The sequence below is a fragment of the Candidatus Sysuiplasma acidicola genome (assembly GCA_019721035.1).
GTDB classification, from domain to species: Archaea; Thermoplasmatota; Thermoplasmata; order Sysuiplasmatales; family Sysuiplasmataceae; genus Sysuiplasma; species Sysuiplasma acidicola.
The window spans coordinates 22,810-37,074 of sequence record JAHEAA010000012.1; the positions used below are offsets into that span (position 1 = coordinate 22,810).

Consider the following 14,265-nt stretch of genomic DNA (forward strand, 5'->3'; position numbering starts at 1 on the left):
ACATGGGCTGCTGATAATAAAGTATTACGGAATACATGTATCTGCGCAATTTAAACACGGGCGCTGATTGAGTTTTATGAGTACATTTCAATACGAATGGGACTCAGGAACGCGTGCCGCATTCGTTTGTTTTGCACATTCACGTTTTTGGTTATGAGCCGCATGATGCCTGCTCACTCATACAGACCCGATTCAGAGCTGCGTGTTTCGCGGAGTATGCTCAGTATGTCCCGGAGTATTGCCTGAGCGGTGCTGTCTCCTCCCGCCCCCTGGCCGGTGAGCGTGACGGGACCCGCCTGTTCCGTGTCGTAAGTGAGCGCATTGAGAGAGCCTTTCACATTGAGGACATCGTCTCTGCGTATCTGTTCCGGCCTGACAATCGCCCGATCGCCGAAAGACCCTATGAGCCTGATGACATTGCTGTGTTTTCCGGCGGCAATCACATCCTCACTGGTGATACCGGAGATGCCAGTAATATCGACATCGCCGAGTGTGATGTGTCTGCCCATGATCCAGTTTACCAGTATCACCAGCTTTGCCGCCGTGTCGAATCCGGAGATATCGTTAGACGGATCTGTTTCAGCGTAACCCAACTCAGTCGCCTCGGCCAGCGACGACTGCATCGATTTGCCCGCCTCCATGCTGTTGAGCACAAAATTGGTTGTGCCGTTGAGGACTCCCCTCAGTGCCTTGACCCGCTGAGGATAAAGACAATCCCTTCCGAAGTCAAGAAACGGCGTTCCTCCGCCAACCGTCGCGCCGAATCTCAGACAGGTGCCGTGATTGCGTGAAAGTTCCAGCAATTCGGTCATGTGCAGTGCCATTGCGCCCTTGCTTGCCGTGACATAATGTCTGCGCCTTTCTGCTGCGGCACGGATGCAGGAAGTGGTGGGCTCACCGTCCGAATAGTTCGTGGGTGTGCAATCGATTACCAGTTCCGCATCGCAGCTTCTGACGAGCTCCAGCGAAGTTCCGCCGGGCAGATAGCCTTTCAGTGAACAGAGTCCATCAGCGCGTTTTGCGCTTATGACGTCATGAACGGCGAGACCGCGTTCCGGAAGCAGATATCCGCTGGAGTCGGCGGCTCCGGCAAATTCAAGCACTCCGGGCTTCAGTCTGCCCGCCTCCTCCTGATGATGCAGGAGCGAGAGCAGCGACATGCCAACTTCACCTAAACCAAGTAAAACAAATTTCAGCGGGAACACCCCTCTATTCAAATCGTTCCGATCAATGCGGAAATCTCTTCAATCGTCGAGACCGGAGATGTTGTGAACTCGGTGTCTGCATCTACGTCCTTGAGACCGTTTCCGGTTGCCACACAAACGACGGTCTCGCCTTTCCTGATCAGACCCTTAGAAGCGACTTTTCTCACTGCAGCTATGGTGGATGCGCTTGCAAGCTCTATCAGCATTCCTTCTTGCTCTGACAGAAGCTTTCTGGCACTCCTGATTTCGTTATCGGTAACAGAAACGGCCGCGCCACCCGATTCTCTGATGGCGGCCAGTGCCCTCTTCCAGTTTGCGGGCCTGCCAATTCTTATGGCTGTGGCATCGGTCTCCGGCTCTTTGACGAATTCCACGGTTTCGCTCTGTTCGGCAAATGCGCGGACTATAGGGGAGGCACCTTCCGCCTGCACACCGATCATCTTGGGCAGCGACGAAATAACGCCCATCCGTCTGAACTCGTTGAATCCTTTCCAGTAGGATGTTATGTTACCTCCGTTTCCCACAGGAATGACGAGCCAGTCCGGTGCGGATGAGAGCTGATCGCATACCTCAAAAGCGCCGGTCTTCTGCCCCTCGATCCGGAAAGGATTGATTGAATTCATTATCGCAACGCCCTCTATGCCGGAGGACTGTCTTACAAGCGACAGTGCCCTGTCGAAATTTCCGTTGATCTCGGCAATGGTTGCTCCGTAGGCGGCACACTGTTTCAGTTTGGCCTTCGCGACCTTGCCTCTGGGCACCAGGACTATTGAGCCGATATCGGCCTTGGCGCAGTATGCTGCCATTGATGAAGCAGTATTGCCTGTGGAAGCACAGATGGCCACTTTTACGTCGTGTGCCTTTGCGGCAGTAAGCGCGACACTCATACCGCGATCCTTGAACGATCCGGTCGGATTTTTCCCCTCGTTCTTTATGAAAAGTTCCTCGACTCCGGTGACTTCGGCCATTCCGTCCGCGTAGTGAAGCGGTGTGCCGCCTTCAGAAAGTGACACGATGTCCCTGTCCTCAATCTGCGGCAGCATTGCGGCATAACGCCACATGGTAAAATCCTGAGGAGGTGGAAGAAGGCTTCCCGCACTGATGCGGCTCTCGGCGACCCAATCGATGAGGTCCCCGCATGAGGGGCATCTCAGCTCAGGCATGGCATCCGTATCGAAATCAGCGGAGCAACCGATGCACCTGAACTTCACCCTATCACCTGGACCAGTCAGCTGAACCATTTCAGGTTTTTAATGATTGGTAGTGCGGGACAGGCAAGTGCGGTGTGGAGAAGGACACTGCCTATTTCGCTAAGCGGAGGACGGAGATGCACACATTGCACGTAAGAATCATCGCAATGTCTAATTCACTCCTCGGAAGCTGTGTCAATCCGTACGGCATGACTCCCGGAATGGAAAAATGAAAAAATCAGCCTGGTTGAAATATTAATAATCAGTGTGCATTCAGTGTAAAAGGGTGTGTCTCAATGGCTAAATTGACATGGTTAGGTCATTCGGCGTTTGTGTTTGAGGGCAGGAACAGAGTATTGTTCGATCCGTTCATTTCTGGAAATCCTGTCGCGAAGGTCAAGCCCGCTGAAATCACTGCAGACATGGTGTGTGTATCGCACGGTCACGGTGATCATGTGGGCGATGCTGTGGATATTGCAAAGCGGAACAAGGCACCGATTGCCTCCATATACGAACTGGCTGTAAGATTTGACAGCAAAGGGGCGAAGGCAGAACAGTTGAACGTGGGAGGAGGCTGCAGAATTTTGGACAGCGAAATCAGAATGGTTAATGCCATTCACTCTTCGGACGTGTTTGAGGGCGACAACCTTGTTACAGGCGGTTCGCCGGCTGGATTCGTTGTCGAAAGCGGCGTGACAGTTTACCACGCCGGCGATACCGGCTACTTCGGGGACATGAAATGGATCGGCGAGTTCCACAAACCGAAGATCGCATTGCTACCGATAGGCGACAGATTCACGATGGGAATACGGGAGGCCGCATATGCGGCGTCAGCCATACAGCCAGAAATTGTCGTGCCGATGCATTACGGCACCTTCCCCTTAATCGAGCAGGAACCTGCAAAATTCGAGGAGGAGGTCAGGAAGCTGACCGGGGGCAGAGTCAGGACAAAGATAATGAGAGTGGGCGAAACAATAGACGTCTGAAAGGTTACCGATGAAAAACAACGGTAAAAAGACGGAGACATCGGCCACAGCAGGCTTTGCCAGAGCAATTGCCGATACTGCCTACAATGCCTACGAGAAGAGACTGCTCTCAGAAGTAAGGCGATACCCCACCCCTGGACACGTTGCAGTGATCATGGACGGCAACAGGCGTTACGCTCGTGAGATGGAAATCCTTCCCGATGAAGGACACGAGCGGGGAAAGAACAAGCTTGAACAGATGCTTGACTGGTGTCTGCTGCTGGACATCAAAGTGCTGACGGTTTATGCATTCTCCACCGAAAATATGAACCGCAACAGCGAGGAGGTTGAGTCGCTGATGCGGATGTTTGAGGAAAATTTCAAAAAGGTGGGAGACGACGAAAGGGTGCACAAGCACAGGATCAGGATAAAGGCGATAGGGCAGATAGACATGCTGCCCGAGCCGGTGCAGAAGGCCATAACGTATGCGGAAGAGAGAACAAAAAACTACAGCGATTACACTTACAATATCGCTGTGGCATACGGCAGCAGGCAGGAAATGCTCTCGGCAATAAGAAAGATAGCCGACGGGGCGAAACGCGGTGAAATAAGCATTGATGAAATAGACGAAAAGCTTGTCTCCGGATATCTCTACACCGAGGGGATGCCGGACCCTGATCTAGTTCTGAGGACTTCCGGAGAGGAGCGCGTTTCAAATTTTCTGCTGTGGCAGACAGCATACAGTGAACTGTACTTCAGCGACGTCTATTGGCCTACATTCAGTTTCCTGGACTTCCTTCGCGCCATACGTTCGTTTCAGCTCAGACAGAGAAGATTCGGAGAATGATGTGCCTGAAGCAACGGCTGCGGGTGCTCCCCTTCAGTGTGCGGCGTATAATTCCCTGAGTCTTGAACCATAGAACAGATATTCCTGAGCATAGCCTGCGTATTTTCCAAAGCGATTCCTGGCCCATTCCCTCACTCTCCTTTCCGGAACACGCTGACCGCCGAAATAGAGCATTTCGACGCCCCTCTTCACCCACCTGTCCACGGGGAACGCCTCCAGCTTATCCATTGAGAAGAGCAACACGCAGTCTGCAACCTTCGGTCCGACGCCGTGGAATGAGAGCAGCACTTCCAGAGCCTCCTCATAGGACGCGTGCCTCAGTGAGAGAAGGTCAATCTTCTCATCCCTCACCTTACGGGCAGCCGCCGCAATATATTCGGCCCTGAAGCCCAGCTTGAGTTTCCTCAGTTCCGATTCCCCGGTTTCGGCGAGTGTGTCAACATCCGGGAAGGTGTGAAAAATCTTACCGTCGAATACGACCCTGCTGCCGTAATTGGCACAAATACGCTCAACATCTCCCTTAATCCTGGGTATGTTTGAGTTTATGGAGCAGAGATATGAAATGAGGCATTCCCACGGATCCTGTCTGAGCAGCCTCAGGCCGCCGTGTCTGCCTGCAGCCTCACGGATGTGTGCATCCGACGAAATCTCTGCAAGTATGCGGTCCATATCGTCATCGAATCTGAAAACGTTCGAGAGCATGCGGGTAGTGGCGGCGGCGTCGGCACCGGGAAAGAGCGATGCATACACAGCGTGGCCCTCCTGCCTGATTTTCAAAACTACTCCGTCGATAACACAGTAATAATAATCATCTATACGATTCCACCGGAATGCCTGTCCGCATTCAGCACTGTGTTCCAGGCTGAAGGGCTGCGTTATTTCCACTCTGATTTCGATTCCCGCCGGCCCATCGGCCGGTTGCCTGGCATTGAGGAGCTCCGGGCGCTGCTTCATCTCAACGACAATGCGGCGCCGGCTTAATAAGCTGAGCAGGCAGATACCCGGTGTCTCATCACCTTAAATTACATGTTGTGAGTTATGTAACGCCGTGAAGGAGCAGAGGACTGATAACATGGGAGATAACAGAGTTTTCGTAATCGGCAGTTCCATATCGAAGTTCGGCAAGCTTCAGGAAAGCGGCAGAGAGTCACTTGCGAGAGTTTCGATGAGCGCGGTAACCGACGCCGGCATAGAGCCGCGTGAAATAAAGTCGACTTTCTATTCCAACGCATTCGGCATAACGGAGAAGCAGGCGCACGTAGGTCCGCTGATTAATACGGCGCTGGGCATTCCTGAGGTTCCCTCGGTCACGATTGAAAGTGCGTGCTCAAGTTCAAGCGCTGCACTGCACGAGGCGTTCATGCATGTGGCGAGCGGACATGACGATCTGTGCCTCGTGGCCGGCGCAGAAAGGTTGAGCCACCTGGATACGCTTTCCGCGACGACATATTTTGCGATGGGCTCAGACTTTGCATTCGAAGCGGCAAACGGCGTGACGTTTCCAGGACTGTATGCAAACATGGCTATAGCACATATGAAGAAGTATGGAACGACGCAGGAAATGATGGGCAGTGTGGCGCTGAAGAACCATGAAAATGCAGTAAATAACCCGGTGGCTCATTTCCGGAAAAAGATTTCAATGGAAACGTACCTGGAATCAGCAATTGTCGCCTATCCGTTTCATCTCTACGACTGCTGTCCGTTCTCAGACGGTGCTTCGGCAGTAGTCATCGCATCCGAAGACAGGGCGAAGGAACTGAAGAGCGAACTTGTTGAAGTCACGGCAAGTGAAAGGGGCGGAAGCATTGCGACGCTGCAGGACAGACGCGATATCACATCGATAAGCGGCGCGGCAGATGCGGCAGGGAGGGCGTTCAAGCGCGCCGGCATTACTCCCGCGGATGTGGATGTTGCCGAAGTCCACGATTGCTTTACGATTGCCGAGATCATAGCGACAGAAGACATAGGGTTGTTTCCAAGAGGCGAAGGCGGCAGGGCAGCTCAGGATGGACAGACGGCCATAGGTGGGAAGATCGCCGTCAATCCTTCCGGCGGGTTGAAAGCCAAGGGACATCCGGTCAGTGCGACGGGCGTTGCGCAGATACATGAGCTTTATGAGCAGCTGACTGGCCGATCAGAGCAGAGACAGGTGAGCGGTGCAGAAATAGGACTTGCGCACAATGTCGGAGCCACGGGCGGTTCCTGTACCGTCCACATAATGAAGAGGGTCAGGTGATCCTGTGACATACATCGGTCAGGTAAACGCAGCAGTCGAAGAAGGAAAGCTCACAGGATATTCCTGCGCGAAATGCGGCCGGAAGGGAGTGACATTTGCGGTGGCTTGTCCGTCGTGCGGCTCTGTGGATCTTACACCATTCACTTTCTCAGGCAGGGGCACGATTCGAACGTTTACAATACTCACCGTCCCTTCGGAACAGTTTGTGAACGATGCTCCGTACACCTATGTCGTCGTCGATCTTGATGAGGGATGCGGCGTGTCGGGATGGATGCCCGATGTCAGATCAAAGAGCGACATCTCCACAGGAGATGCAGTGCGCTTCACGAAGAGCTACAAGAGAGGCATCGTATTTGAGAAGGTCAAAGAGAGTGCATAAAGAGGCGCTTCTTCCTCAAGAATGACTGACTGAACGCAGAGGCTTTCGGAATTGCACCACGATTGTCAGGAGACAGATAATTAATGGCACGATCCGGCACCATCACGCTGCCGCAGGCTGAGAGTATCTGTGCAAAAGGCAGTCCGCGAATCTGAAAACGTTAATAGCCATCGAAGCACTGTGTCTGAAACGGTGGAGACACTTGTTGTTTGTCAAGAAGGTTGGAATCATCGGTGCCGGTACAATGGGTTCAGCGATTGCCGAGCTCATGGCGTTCAACGGCATGGAAGTCGTACTGAAGGACGTGTCTGAAGAACTGGTCAGCAAGGGAATGAAAAATATCGAGCGCATAGTGTCAGGACTCGCGGCATATCACGGGAAGAGGGCTCAGGAACAGATCAGGAAGATTGAGGAGCTTGGTGTGAGCCTCAGCGCTGAGCAGAAGGCGAAGATCGAGCTGGCGCTGAAGCCGAAATACACGGAGAAGGACGTCGGGGAGGTAATGGCCAGGGTCAGGGGAACGACCGCATACTCCGATCTTGACAGTGCCGACCTGATTATAGAAGCGGCCTTCGAGAATCTGGAAGTGAAGAAGAAGATATTCAGGGAGGTGGACGCTGCTGCACCACAGCACGCAATACTCGCCTCAAACACATCCTCTATTTCCATCACCGCCATCGCATCTGCAACCGGCAGGAGAGGAAGAGTTATCGGAATGCACTTTTTTAATCCGCCGTACACGCTTCCTCTGATCGAAATCATACCGGGTCTCGAAACCTGGGAAAACACGACGGACGACATAATGAGCTTCCTTCAGGGCCTGCGCAATCACAGATACCCCATGGTGCCGATAAAAGTCAGGGAATCGCCCGGATTCCTTGTGAACCGGCTCCTTGTGCCCATGCTCAACGAGGCGTGTTTCTGTCTTCAGGAGGGCATAGCATCCGCACGCGACATAGACACGGCGATGAAGGCAGGAGCCGGGCTGCCCATGGGACCACTTGAACTGGCCGACATGGTCGGCGTCGACATATCGTATGATGTGTCAAAGGTGCTGTACGAGGAGTTTGGTGATTCCAAGTACAGGCCTTCGCCGCTGCTGAAACAGATGGTGGCGGCAGGAAGACTCGGCAGGAAGACAGGAAAGGGCTTTTTTGAATATGTGAAGTGATAAACGTGGAATTTGCAAACATAAGGTACAGGACAGAGGACGGCATCGCATCAATAACACTCGACAGGCCGCCGGCAAACGCACTGAGCACTGCCATGATAGGAGAGATAGGTGCTGCCGTCGAGATAGCCTCCTCGGACGATTCAGGGGCACTGATCATCACCGGAGCGGGACAGTTCTTCGCGGCCGGTGCCGACGTGAAGGAGATGGCCGGCATCAGGGCGGAAGACATAGAACAGGTGGTGAAGCAGGGACAGGAGACGTTTCAGCGTATCGCCGAATGCCCCAAGCCGACGATAGCAGCGGTGAACGGCATGGCGATAGGCGGCGGCAATGAGCTCGCGATGGCATGCGACTTTCGCATAGCGGCCGACAGTGCCAGATTCGGCCAGCCCGAAGTAAACCTTGGCCTCATACCCGCATACGGCGGAACGCAGAGAATGACACGGCTCATAGGCGCTTCGAAGGCGAAGGAACTCATACTCACCGGAAACATGATAAGCGCACAGGAGGCGCTCAAGATAGGTCTCGTCAACAGGGTGGTGCCGGGAGGCGAGGAAATGCGTGCAGCCCGTGACATCGCGCATACGATACTTCAGAGGGCGCCGCTTGCCGTCAGGGCATCAAAGGCAGCCATAGACAGAGGCGCGGCACTGTCTCTGAGGGAAGGGCTTGAACAGGAAAGGAAGGAATTCATGACCGTCGCCCGGAGTGAGGATCTCAGGGAAGGCATCGAGGCATTTGTGGGAAAGAGACAGCCGAAGTTCAGGGGGAAGTAGCATGATTGAGTTCTCATTCACCGAAGAACAGATGCTGCTCAGGCAGAACACAAGGGACTTCCTCGATCGGGAGCTGAGACCGCTTTCCGCCGAAATAGACAGAGATGCCAGATTCCCGGCCGATTTCATCAAAAAGATGGGCGAGATGGGATACATGGGCGTGCCGATACCTGAAGAGTACGGCGGAGCCGGACTCGGCAAGGTCGGCTATTGCATATTGCTCGAAGAACTGGGCCGTGTCGATGCCTCCGTCAGCACAATACTCGGCGCGCACTGTTCTCTCGGAAGCACGCCGCTGCTCTACTTCGGGACAGAGGAACAGAAGAAGAGATACCTTGTTCCTGCCGCGAAAGGCAAGACACTGCATTCGTTCAATCTGTCAGAGCCGGGAGCAGGTTCTGATGCCGCTTCCATCCAGACCACTGCCGTGAAGGATGGAAACGACTACATTTTGAACGGGACAAAACTCTGGGCCACGAACGGGAAGGAGGCCGATGTCTACCTGGTCTTTGCAGCCACTGACAAGAGTCTGGGTGCATTCGGCGGCATCACGGCATTCATAGTGGAGAGGAAGTTTGACGGGCTCAAGCTGGGAACTGAAGAGGAGAAGATGGGCATCAGGGGAAGCAGCACCATGCAGCTCTTCTACGACAACGTGCGCGTGCCGAAGGAAAACATACTTGGCGAAGTTGGAAAGGGTTTCCTGATAGCAATGACAACGCTGGACGTCGGCAGGATTTCACTGGCGGCCGGTTCCCTTGGCGCTTCAGCAAGGGCAATTGAACTTGCGGTCGAGCATGCAAAGAGAAGGGTACAGTTCGGCAAACCCATAGCGGAACAGCAGGCAATACAGTTCAAACTCGCGGACATGGGAATCAGGACGAGATTGCTGGAATTCTTCCTTTACAATGTGGCGACAAGGGCAGAGAAAATGGGCACAAACCCGGCAAAATGGTCTAAAACCGACAGGGAAGGGCTGACACGTGACGCTGCGATGCTGAAGACGTTTGCATCCGAATCCGCCTCTTTCTGCGTCGATGAGAGTCTTCAGATACACGGCGGCACCGGCTTTATCAAAACGTCGGAAATAGAGAGGATGTACAGGGATGCGCGTATCTCCGAAATATACGAGGGGACCAACGAGATACAGCGGATGGTCATCGGAAGGGACATAGTGAAGCGCGGCTGGCAGTGATCATAAGCACGAGAGGCGCTTCCGCACCTCCGCGTTTCGTGATGCAAAGTGAAATGTTATAAGACCGAGGCTGTCTCGGTAATAGAAAGGATGTGCATTCGGCAATGGCCAGAACAATGAAGATACAGGCAATACTCTACAATCCCGGCGCGACCATAGAGTATCTGCTGCTGAAGAGACCCGAAAGCCGTGACGGAAGCTGGGCGCCACTCACCGGTCACGTGGAAAAGGGAGAGCAGCTCCTCGACGCGCTTGAGCGCGAGATAAAGGAGGAAACGGGCATAGAGGAACTCTCATACACCCTTGACCTGAGGGTACCGTACAATTTCAGTAAGGGCGATGAAGAGATTGAAGAGCACTCGTTCGGCGTGCAGGTCGCAACAAAGGAAGTGAAACTCTCAGACGAACATGAGGCTTTTGAGTGGGTGACGTATGAGGAAGCATCCCGCCGCCTCAAATGGCCGCAGCAGAAGACGTCTCTTCAGGTACTGAACGACATGGTGACGTCATCCTATGACTGATGTCACAGACAGATCGTGCTTTCACGACTAATGCGGTCTGAAGACGGCCAGCATGAGTCTTTTCTTGCCTTTTCGACCACAATATATAAATTATCAACGTTGATAACGTGCAAACTGGCAGCTGTTGATTCGTGTTTAGGAGGAAAGGTTTGAGGATTGAAAACAGTGCCTGCACTGAACAGGTTTAACCATGAATAGCATACAGAGATACGGCCTTGGCATTTTGTCCGGCCTTGCAGTGCTGGCCGCCTTCGGTGCCTTCCTTCATTCGTCTGATCCACTGATTGCCATTTTTGTGGCTTCTCTCGTTGCAGGAGCTGTCGCATCGGGGAATCTCAGGGCCGGCGCGACGCTGTCAATGATTGCCATATTCACGATTACTGCCTTCTCGGCGCTTATTACAATGGCTGGTCTTTTCACCGGCAGTGCATTCTATGACTGGCCCTTTGCGGATGCGGTTGCGGTTTATGCGCCATATTCCGGAACTTCGGCCGAGATTTTGGGACTGATTGAGGCAGTAATCCTCAGCCTTGCGGGAGGAGCGGCTGGAAGCGGCATAACGACTGCGATACAGCATCTACTGCCAAGGAGAGGTGAAACAGGTGAAAAGCAGCCCGTGGAGCTTGACAGACTCAGCAGGCGGCTCGAAATGCTGAACAAGGAGAAGGGGAAACTGGAGGAGGAATTGAGAATATGTGAAATGATAGAACAGGGGGCAAAGACCCGAATAGCGAGAAATGAGATTACACAGAGTGATTACGATTCGATCATCTACCGAAACGACAACTACAAACTGAAACTCAAGACAAGGATGGAAAAGGTCTGTTCTGAAATACAGCAGGTCGAAGTCGACATGGATGCCAGAAAGAAAGCCAGGGAAAGCGGCAGCCAGGAAAAGACGTCTCCCGGCAGAAGCGCGTGAACTGCGAGGTTTTAACATGCTAGGCAAACTGATTAAGACCAGAGCAGGGAGGCGCATTGTCGTGACACTGGTCGTCGCCGTACTCGTCATAAGCGCGATTGCACTGTACATGAGCAGACAGACAGGCAGAACACTTCCCTCGACGGCACCGCCAGGCAACGCGGTGACGTCTGGTTATCCGCAGACGGTAAACCTCACGACGAATCCGGCGCAACACTTCAAACTGACCTTCACTGTCCTTCAGAGATATGTGTCAGGCATAACGATGAGCATCGATACGGCATCTGATGTTACCAACGCAACTGCGTATTTTGTGACATCCGGCACGAACTGGAACACTGCCAATAAAGGCAATATTGTGAAGTCGTCAGCCGTAGACATGCAGGCAGGATTCACCGATACGAACGTTACCCTGGTTGTAACGGGCCGTGGCAACGTTTCCGGCTGGATAGGTATATACCAGAATGCGCTGCTGGGGTCTGTTTCGCCGTCTTTCGTTAAAGTGAATGTGACATCATACCACAACAGCAGCTCTACAACGCATCCTGGACAGCACGTAAAGTCATACATCCGCCTGGACAACCTACCGGCGACCATAACGGTGCCATCGGGAGCGCGGGGAACGTTTCAGGTGAACTACACGACGAGCCACGTCCCGGGACCCCTTTCATGGGCGACCAACATCACCTGGATCGGCCTCAGCATGGTGAACGCGTCTGCAGAGGACGCCAACTATACTGCACCTTATGTGTCAACCAACACCACATTCACTGCGAACATTTCAGTGGGTTACAATAGTACGGTGGGAAACTATTCAACACTGCGTATCAACGTTCTCAATTCAAGCGTCGTGGTGCCACCGCCTATACGGTCTGGCCACATTTCGCTAGACAACCTTCCGGCAGCCATAAGCGTGCCCGTAAACAGCACGACACCGTTCATCATAAATTACACCGCAGTGAACGTCACCTTGCCGCTGAACTGGATAGCAGGCATCAGCTGGGTACAGATTTCCACAGTAAACAGCACGGCGGCGGTAGCGAACATTACACCGCCGTCAACACTGCAGTATAACAACACTTCGGACAACTATGGCACATTTGTCATAAACATATCGGTGACATCCGCGAACAACATATCGAACCACTCGACACTCACGGTCACTGTCACAGGGCAGCCGCCTATACTGTCTGGCCACATTTCGCTAGACAATCTTCCGGCAGCCATAAGCGTGCCTGTCAACAGCACGACACCGTTTATAGTGAATTACACCACAGTGAACGTCACCTTGCCGCTGAACTGGAAGGCCAGCATCAACTGGACACTAATTTCTACATTAAACAGCACGGCGGCGGAGGCGAATATTTCACCGCCTTCGACATTGCACTACAACAGCACAACAGACAACTATGGCACATTTGTCATAAACATATCGGTGACATCCGCGAACAACATATCGAACCACTCGACACTCACGGTCACTGTCACAGGGCAGCCGCCCCGTAACATAACGGTGCCCGGAAATGGAAACTACTTTGTGTACACGTATCAGAACCTGTCGGTAAACAAGACGTTCGAGAACAGAGGAGACAGGATGTATGCCAACGTGACGGCAGAACTGATCGATGCATTCCTGGTCAACGGAACGACAAAGATAACGTCGTTTTACAATGCAACGATTGTGTTCCGTGTCGTCGTAGGCAACGTCTCTTCCTCGGACGACAGGCACCACTGTGACGATGGTCAAAGTGCAAGAGATAGCGAGCATGAACACAGCGGTGACGGCAACGGCTCGGGTGCCATCACGGTGAAGATAAAACTGTGGCTGAAAGTCAGCACCTCAGGCAATACCGTCACAAACGTGTCCATGGTCAAGATGTCGGTGCATGTGGACCACGGAAAGCACAAGGGTCAGATTGAGAACAACACCGCGGTCAAGCTGGTGGACATGCCTGCTTTCCCGCTGACGGTGGTGTTCTATTCCACTGGACCGCCGGTTAACATGCTGGCACAGATTGAGGGTGCTCAGACATAAAAGGGTCTCCCCGAAACCTCTTAATTTTTTTTATTTCTGCTCTCTGATTTCTAACCTGAATTGATTATGACCCGGTGCATCTGCACTGCGTGTTGTCCTTCAGCAGACGGATGCAACCATCAAACGTTTCAAAAAAAAGATCGGGACAAAGACACTCCGAGCAGATTTCGTGGAACACTGCCGTCCACCCGATAAGCATTAATCCAACCATTGCAATCCTGCGCCCGTGAATGTAAGAATTGAGGCGCTGGACATGATCGCAGTTGTCGTCCTCGTCTGCATCATACTCGTCGGATATCTGTTCCTGACGCCGACGACGGTTCAGCAGAACGTGAGCGCCACCAGCCTCGTTCAGAAGCCGGGCTTTTCGGTTACGTACTTTCTGAACATCAGTACTGCCGGAGGTTACAGGGAAGTGACACTCAATATCGGCCATATCCAGTTTCAGCACCCGTCAGGATGGAGCTATTCGCTGGCACACAGCAGTTTCACCATTCAGAGTGGCGGAAACTACAGTGATGTAATAACAGTGAATGTTCCGTCAAATGCGACTGTGGGAGAGAACGCAACACTCACGTTCCTTCTGTATTCGGCAAAGAATCCGGGTTCATTTTCGCAATCGTTCTCATTCAAAACAATATCTGCATCAACCCAGTTCACGCAGGCCAATGGCGAGTCACTGACAGTCAGTGTGCAGGGGCTGAACTTCATTCCATGGTTTGGCGTGATAGGACCGCTCAGCGTTGTTGTTGCATGCACCGGTCTTGGGACACTCATCGCCTATTATCCGAAATCGCCTCCACCGCGCCATTGAGCAGCG

The 14,265-nt window shown here is 53.0% G+C and carries 14 protein-coding genes; 11 read left to right on the forward strand and 3 right to left on the reverse strand.

Annotation, left to right across the window (positions count from 1 at the left end; genetic code table 11):
* Positions 1–173: 173 nt before the first annotated feature.
* A complete protein-coding gene (locus KIS30_06625; GenBank protein ID MBX8646410.1) occupies positions 174–1,160 on the reverse strand; it encodes a homoserine dehydrogenase in 987 nt (328 codons plus the stop codon).
* A gap of 53 nt (positions 1,161–1,213) precedes the next feature.
* Complete coding sequence (locus tag KIS30_06630; GenBank protein MBX8646411.1) at positions 1,214–2,416, reverse strand: threonine synthase; 1,203 nt, start codon at positions 2,414–2,416, stop codon at positions 1,214–1,216.
* Positions 2,417–2,691: 275 nt separating this feature from the next.
* Between KIS30_06630 and KIS30_06635 the strand changes: the two genes are divergently transcribed.
* Together KIS30_06635 and uppS are read left to right on the forward strand one after the other, a co-directional pair.
* The gene (locus KIS30_06635) at positions 2,692–3,381 is read left to right on the forward strand and encodes a metal-dependent hydrolase (protein ID MBX8646412.1); all 690 of its coding nucleotides are present in this window, start codon (positions 2,692–2,694) and stop codon (positions 3,379–3,381) included.
* A 10-nt stretch (positions 3,382–3,391) separates the two neighbouring features.
* Positions 3,392–4,207: a di-trans,poly-cis-decaprenylcistransferase gene (uppS, locus tag KIS30_06640; GenBank protein MBX8646413.1), complete on the forward strand. Its 816-nt coding sequence runs from the start codon at positions 3,392–3,394 to the stop codon at positions 4,205–4,207.
* A 33-nt stretch (positions 4,208–4,240) separates the two neighbouring features.
* Here the strand turns inward: uppS and KIS30_06645 are convergent, their stop codons facing one another.
* Positions 4,241–5,161: a DNA-3-methyladenine glycosylase 2 gene (locus KIS30_06645; protein ID MBX8646414.1), complete on the reverse strand. Its 921-nt coding sequence runs from the start codon at positions 5,159–5,161 to the stop codon at positions 4,241–4,243.
* Between the two features lie 118 nt (positions 5,162–5,279).
* Here KIS30_06645 and KIS30_06650 point away from each other — a divergent pair, with 118 nt between their 5' ends.
* The 9 genes from KIS30_06650 to KIS30_06690 all read left to right on the forward strand — a co-directional run bounded on the left by KIS30_06650 (position 5,280) and on the right by KIS30_06690 (position 14,259).
* A complete protein-coding gene (locus KIS30_06650) occupies positions 5,280–6,443 on the forward strand; it encodes a thiolase domain-containing protein (protein MBX8646415.1) in 1,164 nt (387 codons plus the stop codon).
* A gap of 4 nt (positions 6,444–6,447) precedes the next feature.
* Positions 6,448–6,822, forward strand: coding sequence for an OB-fold domain-containing protein (locus KIS30_06655; protein ID MBX8646416.1), 375 nt, complete (start codon positions 6,448–6,450; stop codon positions 6,820–6,822).
* Between the two features lie 205 nt (positions 6,823–7,027).
* Positions 7,028–7,993 carry a 3-hydroxyacyl-CoA dehydrogenase family protein gene (locus KIS30_06660; GenBank protein ID MBX8646417.1) on the forward strand — a complete coding sequence of 322 codons (966 nt, stop codon included), beginning with the start codon at positions 7,028–7,030 and terminating at the stop codon, positions 7,991–7,993.
* Positions 7,990–8,772, forward strand: a complete 783-nt coding sequence (locus KIS30_06665; protein ID MBX8646418.1) for an enoyl-CoA hydratase/isomerase family protein — start codon at positions 7,990–7,992, stop codon at positions 8,770–8,772. Before KIS30_06660 ends, KIS30_06665 begins: the two co-directional genes overlap by 4 nt.
* A gap of 1 nt (position 8,773) precedes the next feature.
* Entirely contained in the window at positions 8,774–9,967 is a 1,194-nt protein-coding gene (locus KIS30_06670) for an acyl-CoA dehydrogenase family protein (GenBank protein MBX8646419.1), read from the forward strand.
* 104 nt (positions 9,968–10,071) lie between these two features.
* Entirely contained in the window at positions 10,072–10,488 is a 417-nt protein-coding gene (locus KIS30_06675; protein MBX8646420.1) for an NUDIX domain-containing protein, read from the forward strand.
* 190 nt (positions 10,489–10,678) lie between these two features.
* Entirely contained in the window at positions 10,679–11,410 is a 732-nt protein-coding gene (locus KIS30_06680) for a hypothetical protein (protein ID MBX8646421.1), read from the forward strand.
* Positions 11,346–13,445, forward strand: coding sequence for a hypothetical protein (locus KIS30_06685; protein ID MBX8646422.1), 2,100 nt, complete (start codon positions 11,346–11,348; stop codon positions 13,443–13,445). The genes KIS30_06680 and KIS30_06685 overlap by 65 nt, the downstream gene beginning before the upstream one ends.
* Before the next feature lie 226 nt (positions 13,446–13,671).
* Positions 13,672–14,259, forward strand: a complete 588-nt coding sequence (locus KIS30_06690) for a hypothetical protein (GenBank protein ID MBX8646423.1) — start codon at positions 13,672–13,674, stop codon at positions 14,257–14,259.
* Positions 14,260–14,265: the final 6 nt, after the last annotated feature.

Excerpts from the sequence above, each read along its gene's own strand:
- KIS30_06685 (MBX8646422.1), top strand. The coding sequence starts at position 11,346 with ATGCCAGAAAGAAAGCCAGGGAAAGCGGCAGCCAGGAAAAGACGTCTC.
- KIS30_06680 (MBX8646421.1), top strand. The coding sequence starts at position 10,679 with ATGAATAGCATACAGAGATACGGCCTTGGCATTTTGTCCGGCCTTGCA.
- KIS30_06625 (MBX8646410.1), bottom strand. The coding sequence starts at position 1,160 with ATGTCGCTGCTCTCGCTCCTGCATCATCAGGAGGAGGCGGGCAGACTG.
- KIS30_06650 (MBX8646415.1), top strand. The coding sequence starts at position 5,280 with ATGGGAGATAACAGAGTTTTCGTAATCGGCAGTTCCATATCGAAGTTC.
- uppS (MBX8646413.1), top strand. The coding sequence starts at position 3,392 with ATGAAAAACAACGGTAAAAAGACGGAGACATCGGCCACAGCAGGCTTT.
- KIS30_06675 (MBX8646420.1), top strand. The coding sequence starts at position 10,072 with ATGGCCAGAACAATGAAGATACAGGCAATACTCTACAATCCCGGCGCG.
- KIS30_06635 (MBX8646412.1), top strand. The coding sequence starts at position 2,692 with ATGGCTAAATTGACATGGTTAGGTCATTCGGCGTTTGTGTTTGAGGGC.
- KIS30_06645 (MBX8646414.1), bottom strand. The coding sequence starts at position 5,161 with ATGAAGCAGCGCCCGGAGCTCCTCAATGCCAGGCAACCGGCCGATGGG.
- KIS30_06670 (MBX8646419.1), top strand. The coding sequence starts at position 8,774 with ATGATTGAGTTCTCATTCACCGAAGAACAGATGCTGCTCAGGCAGAAC.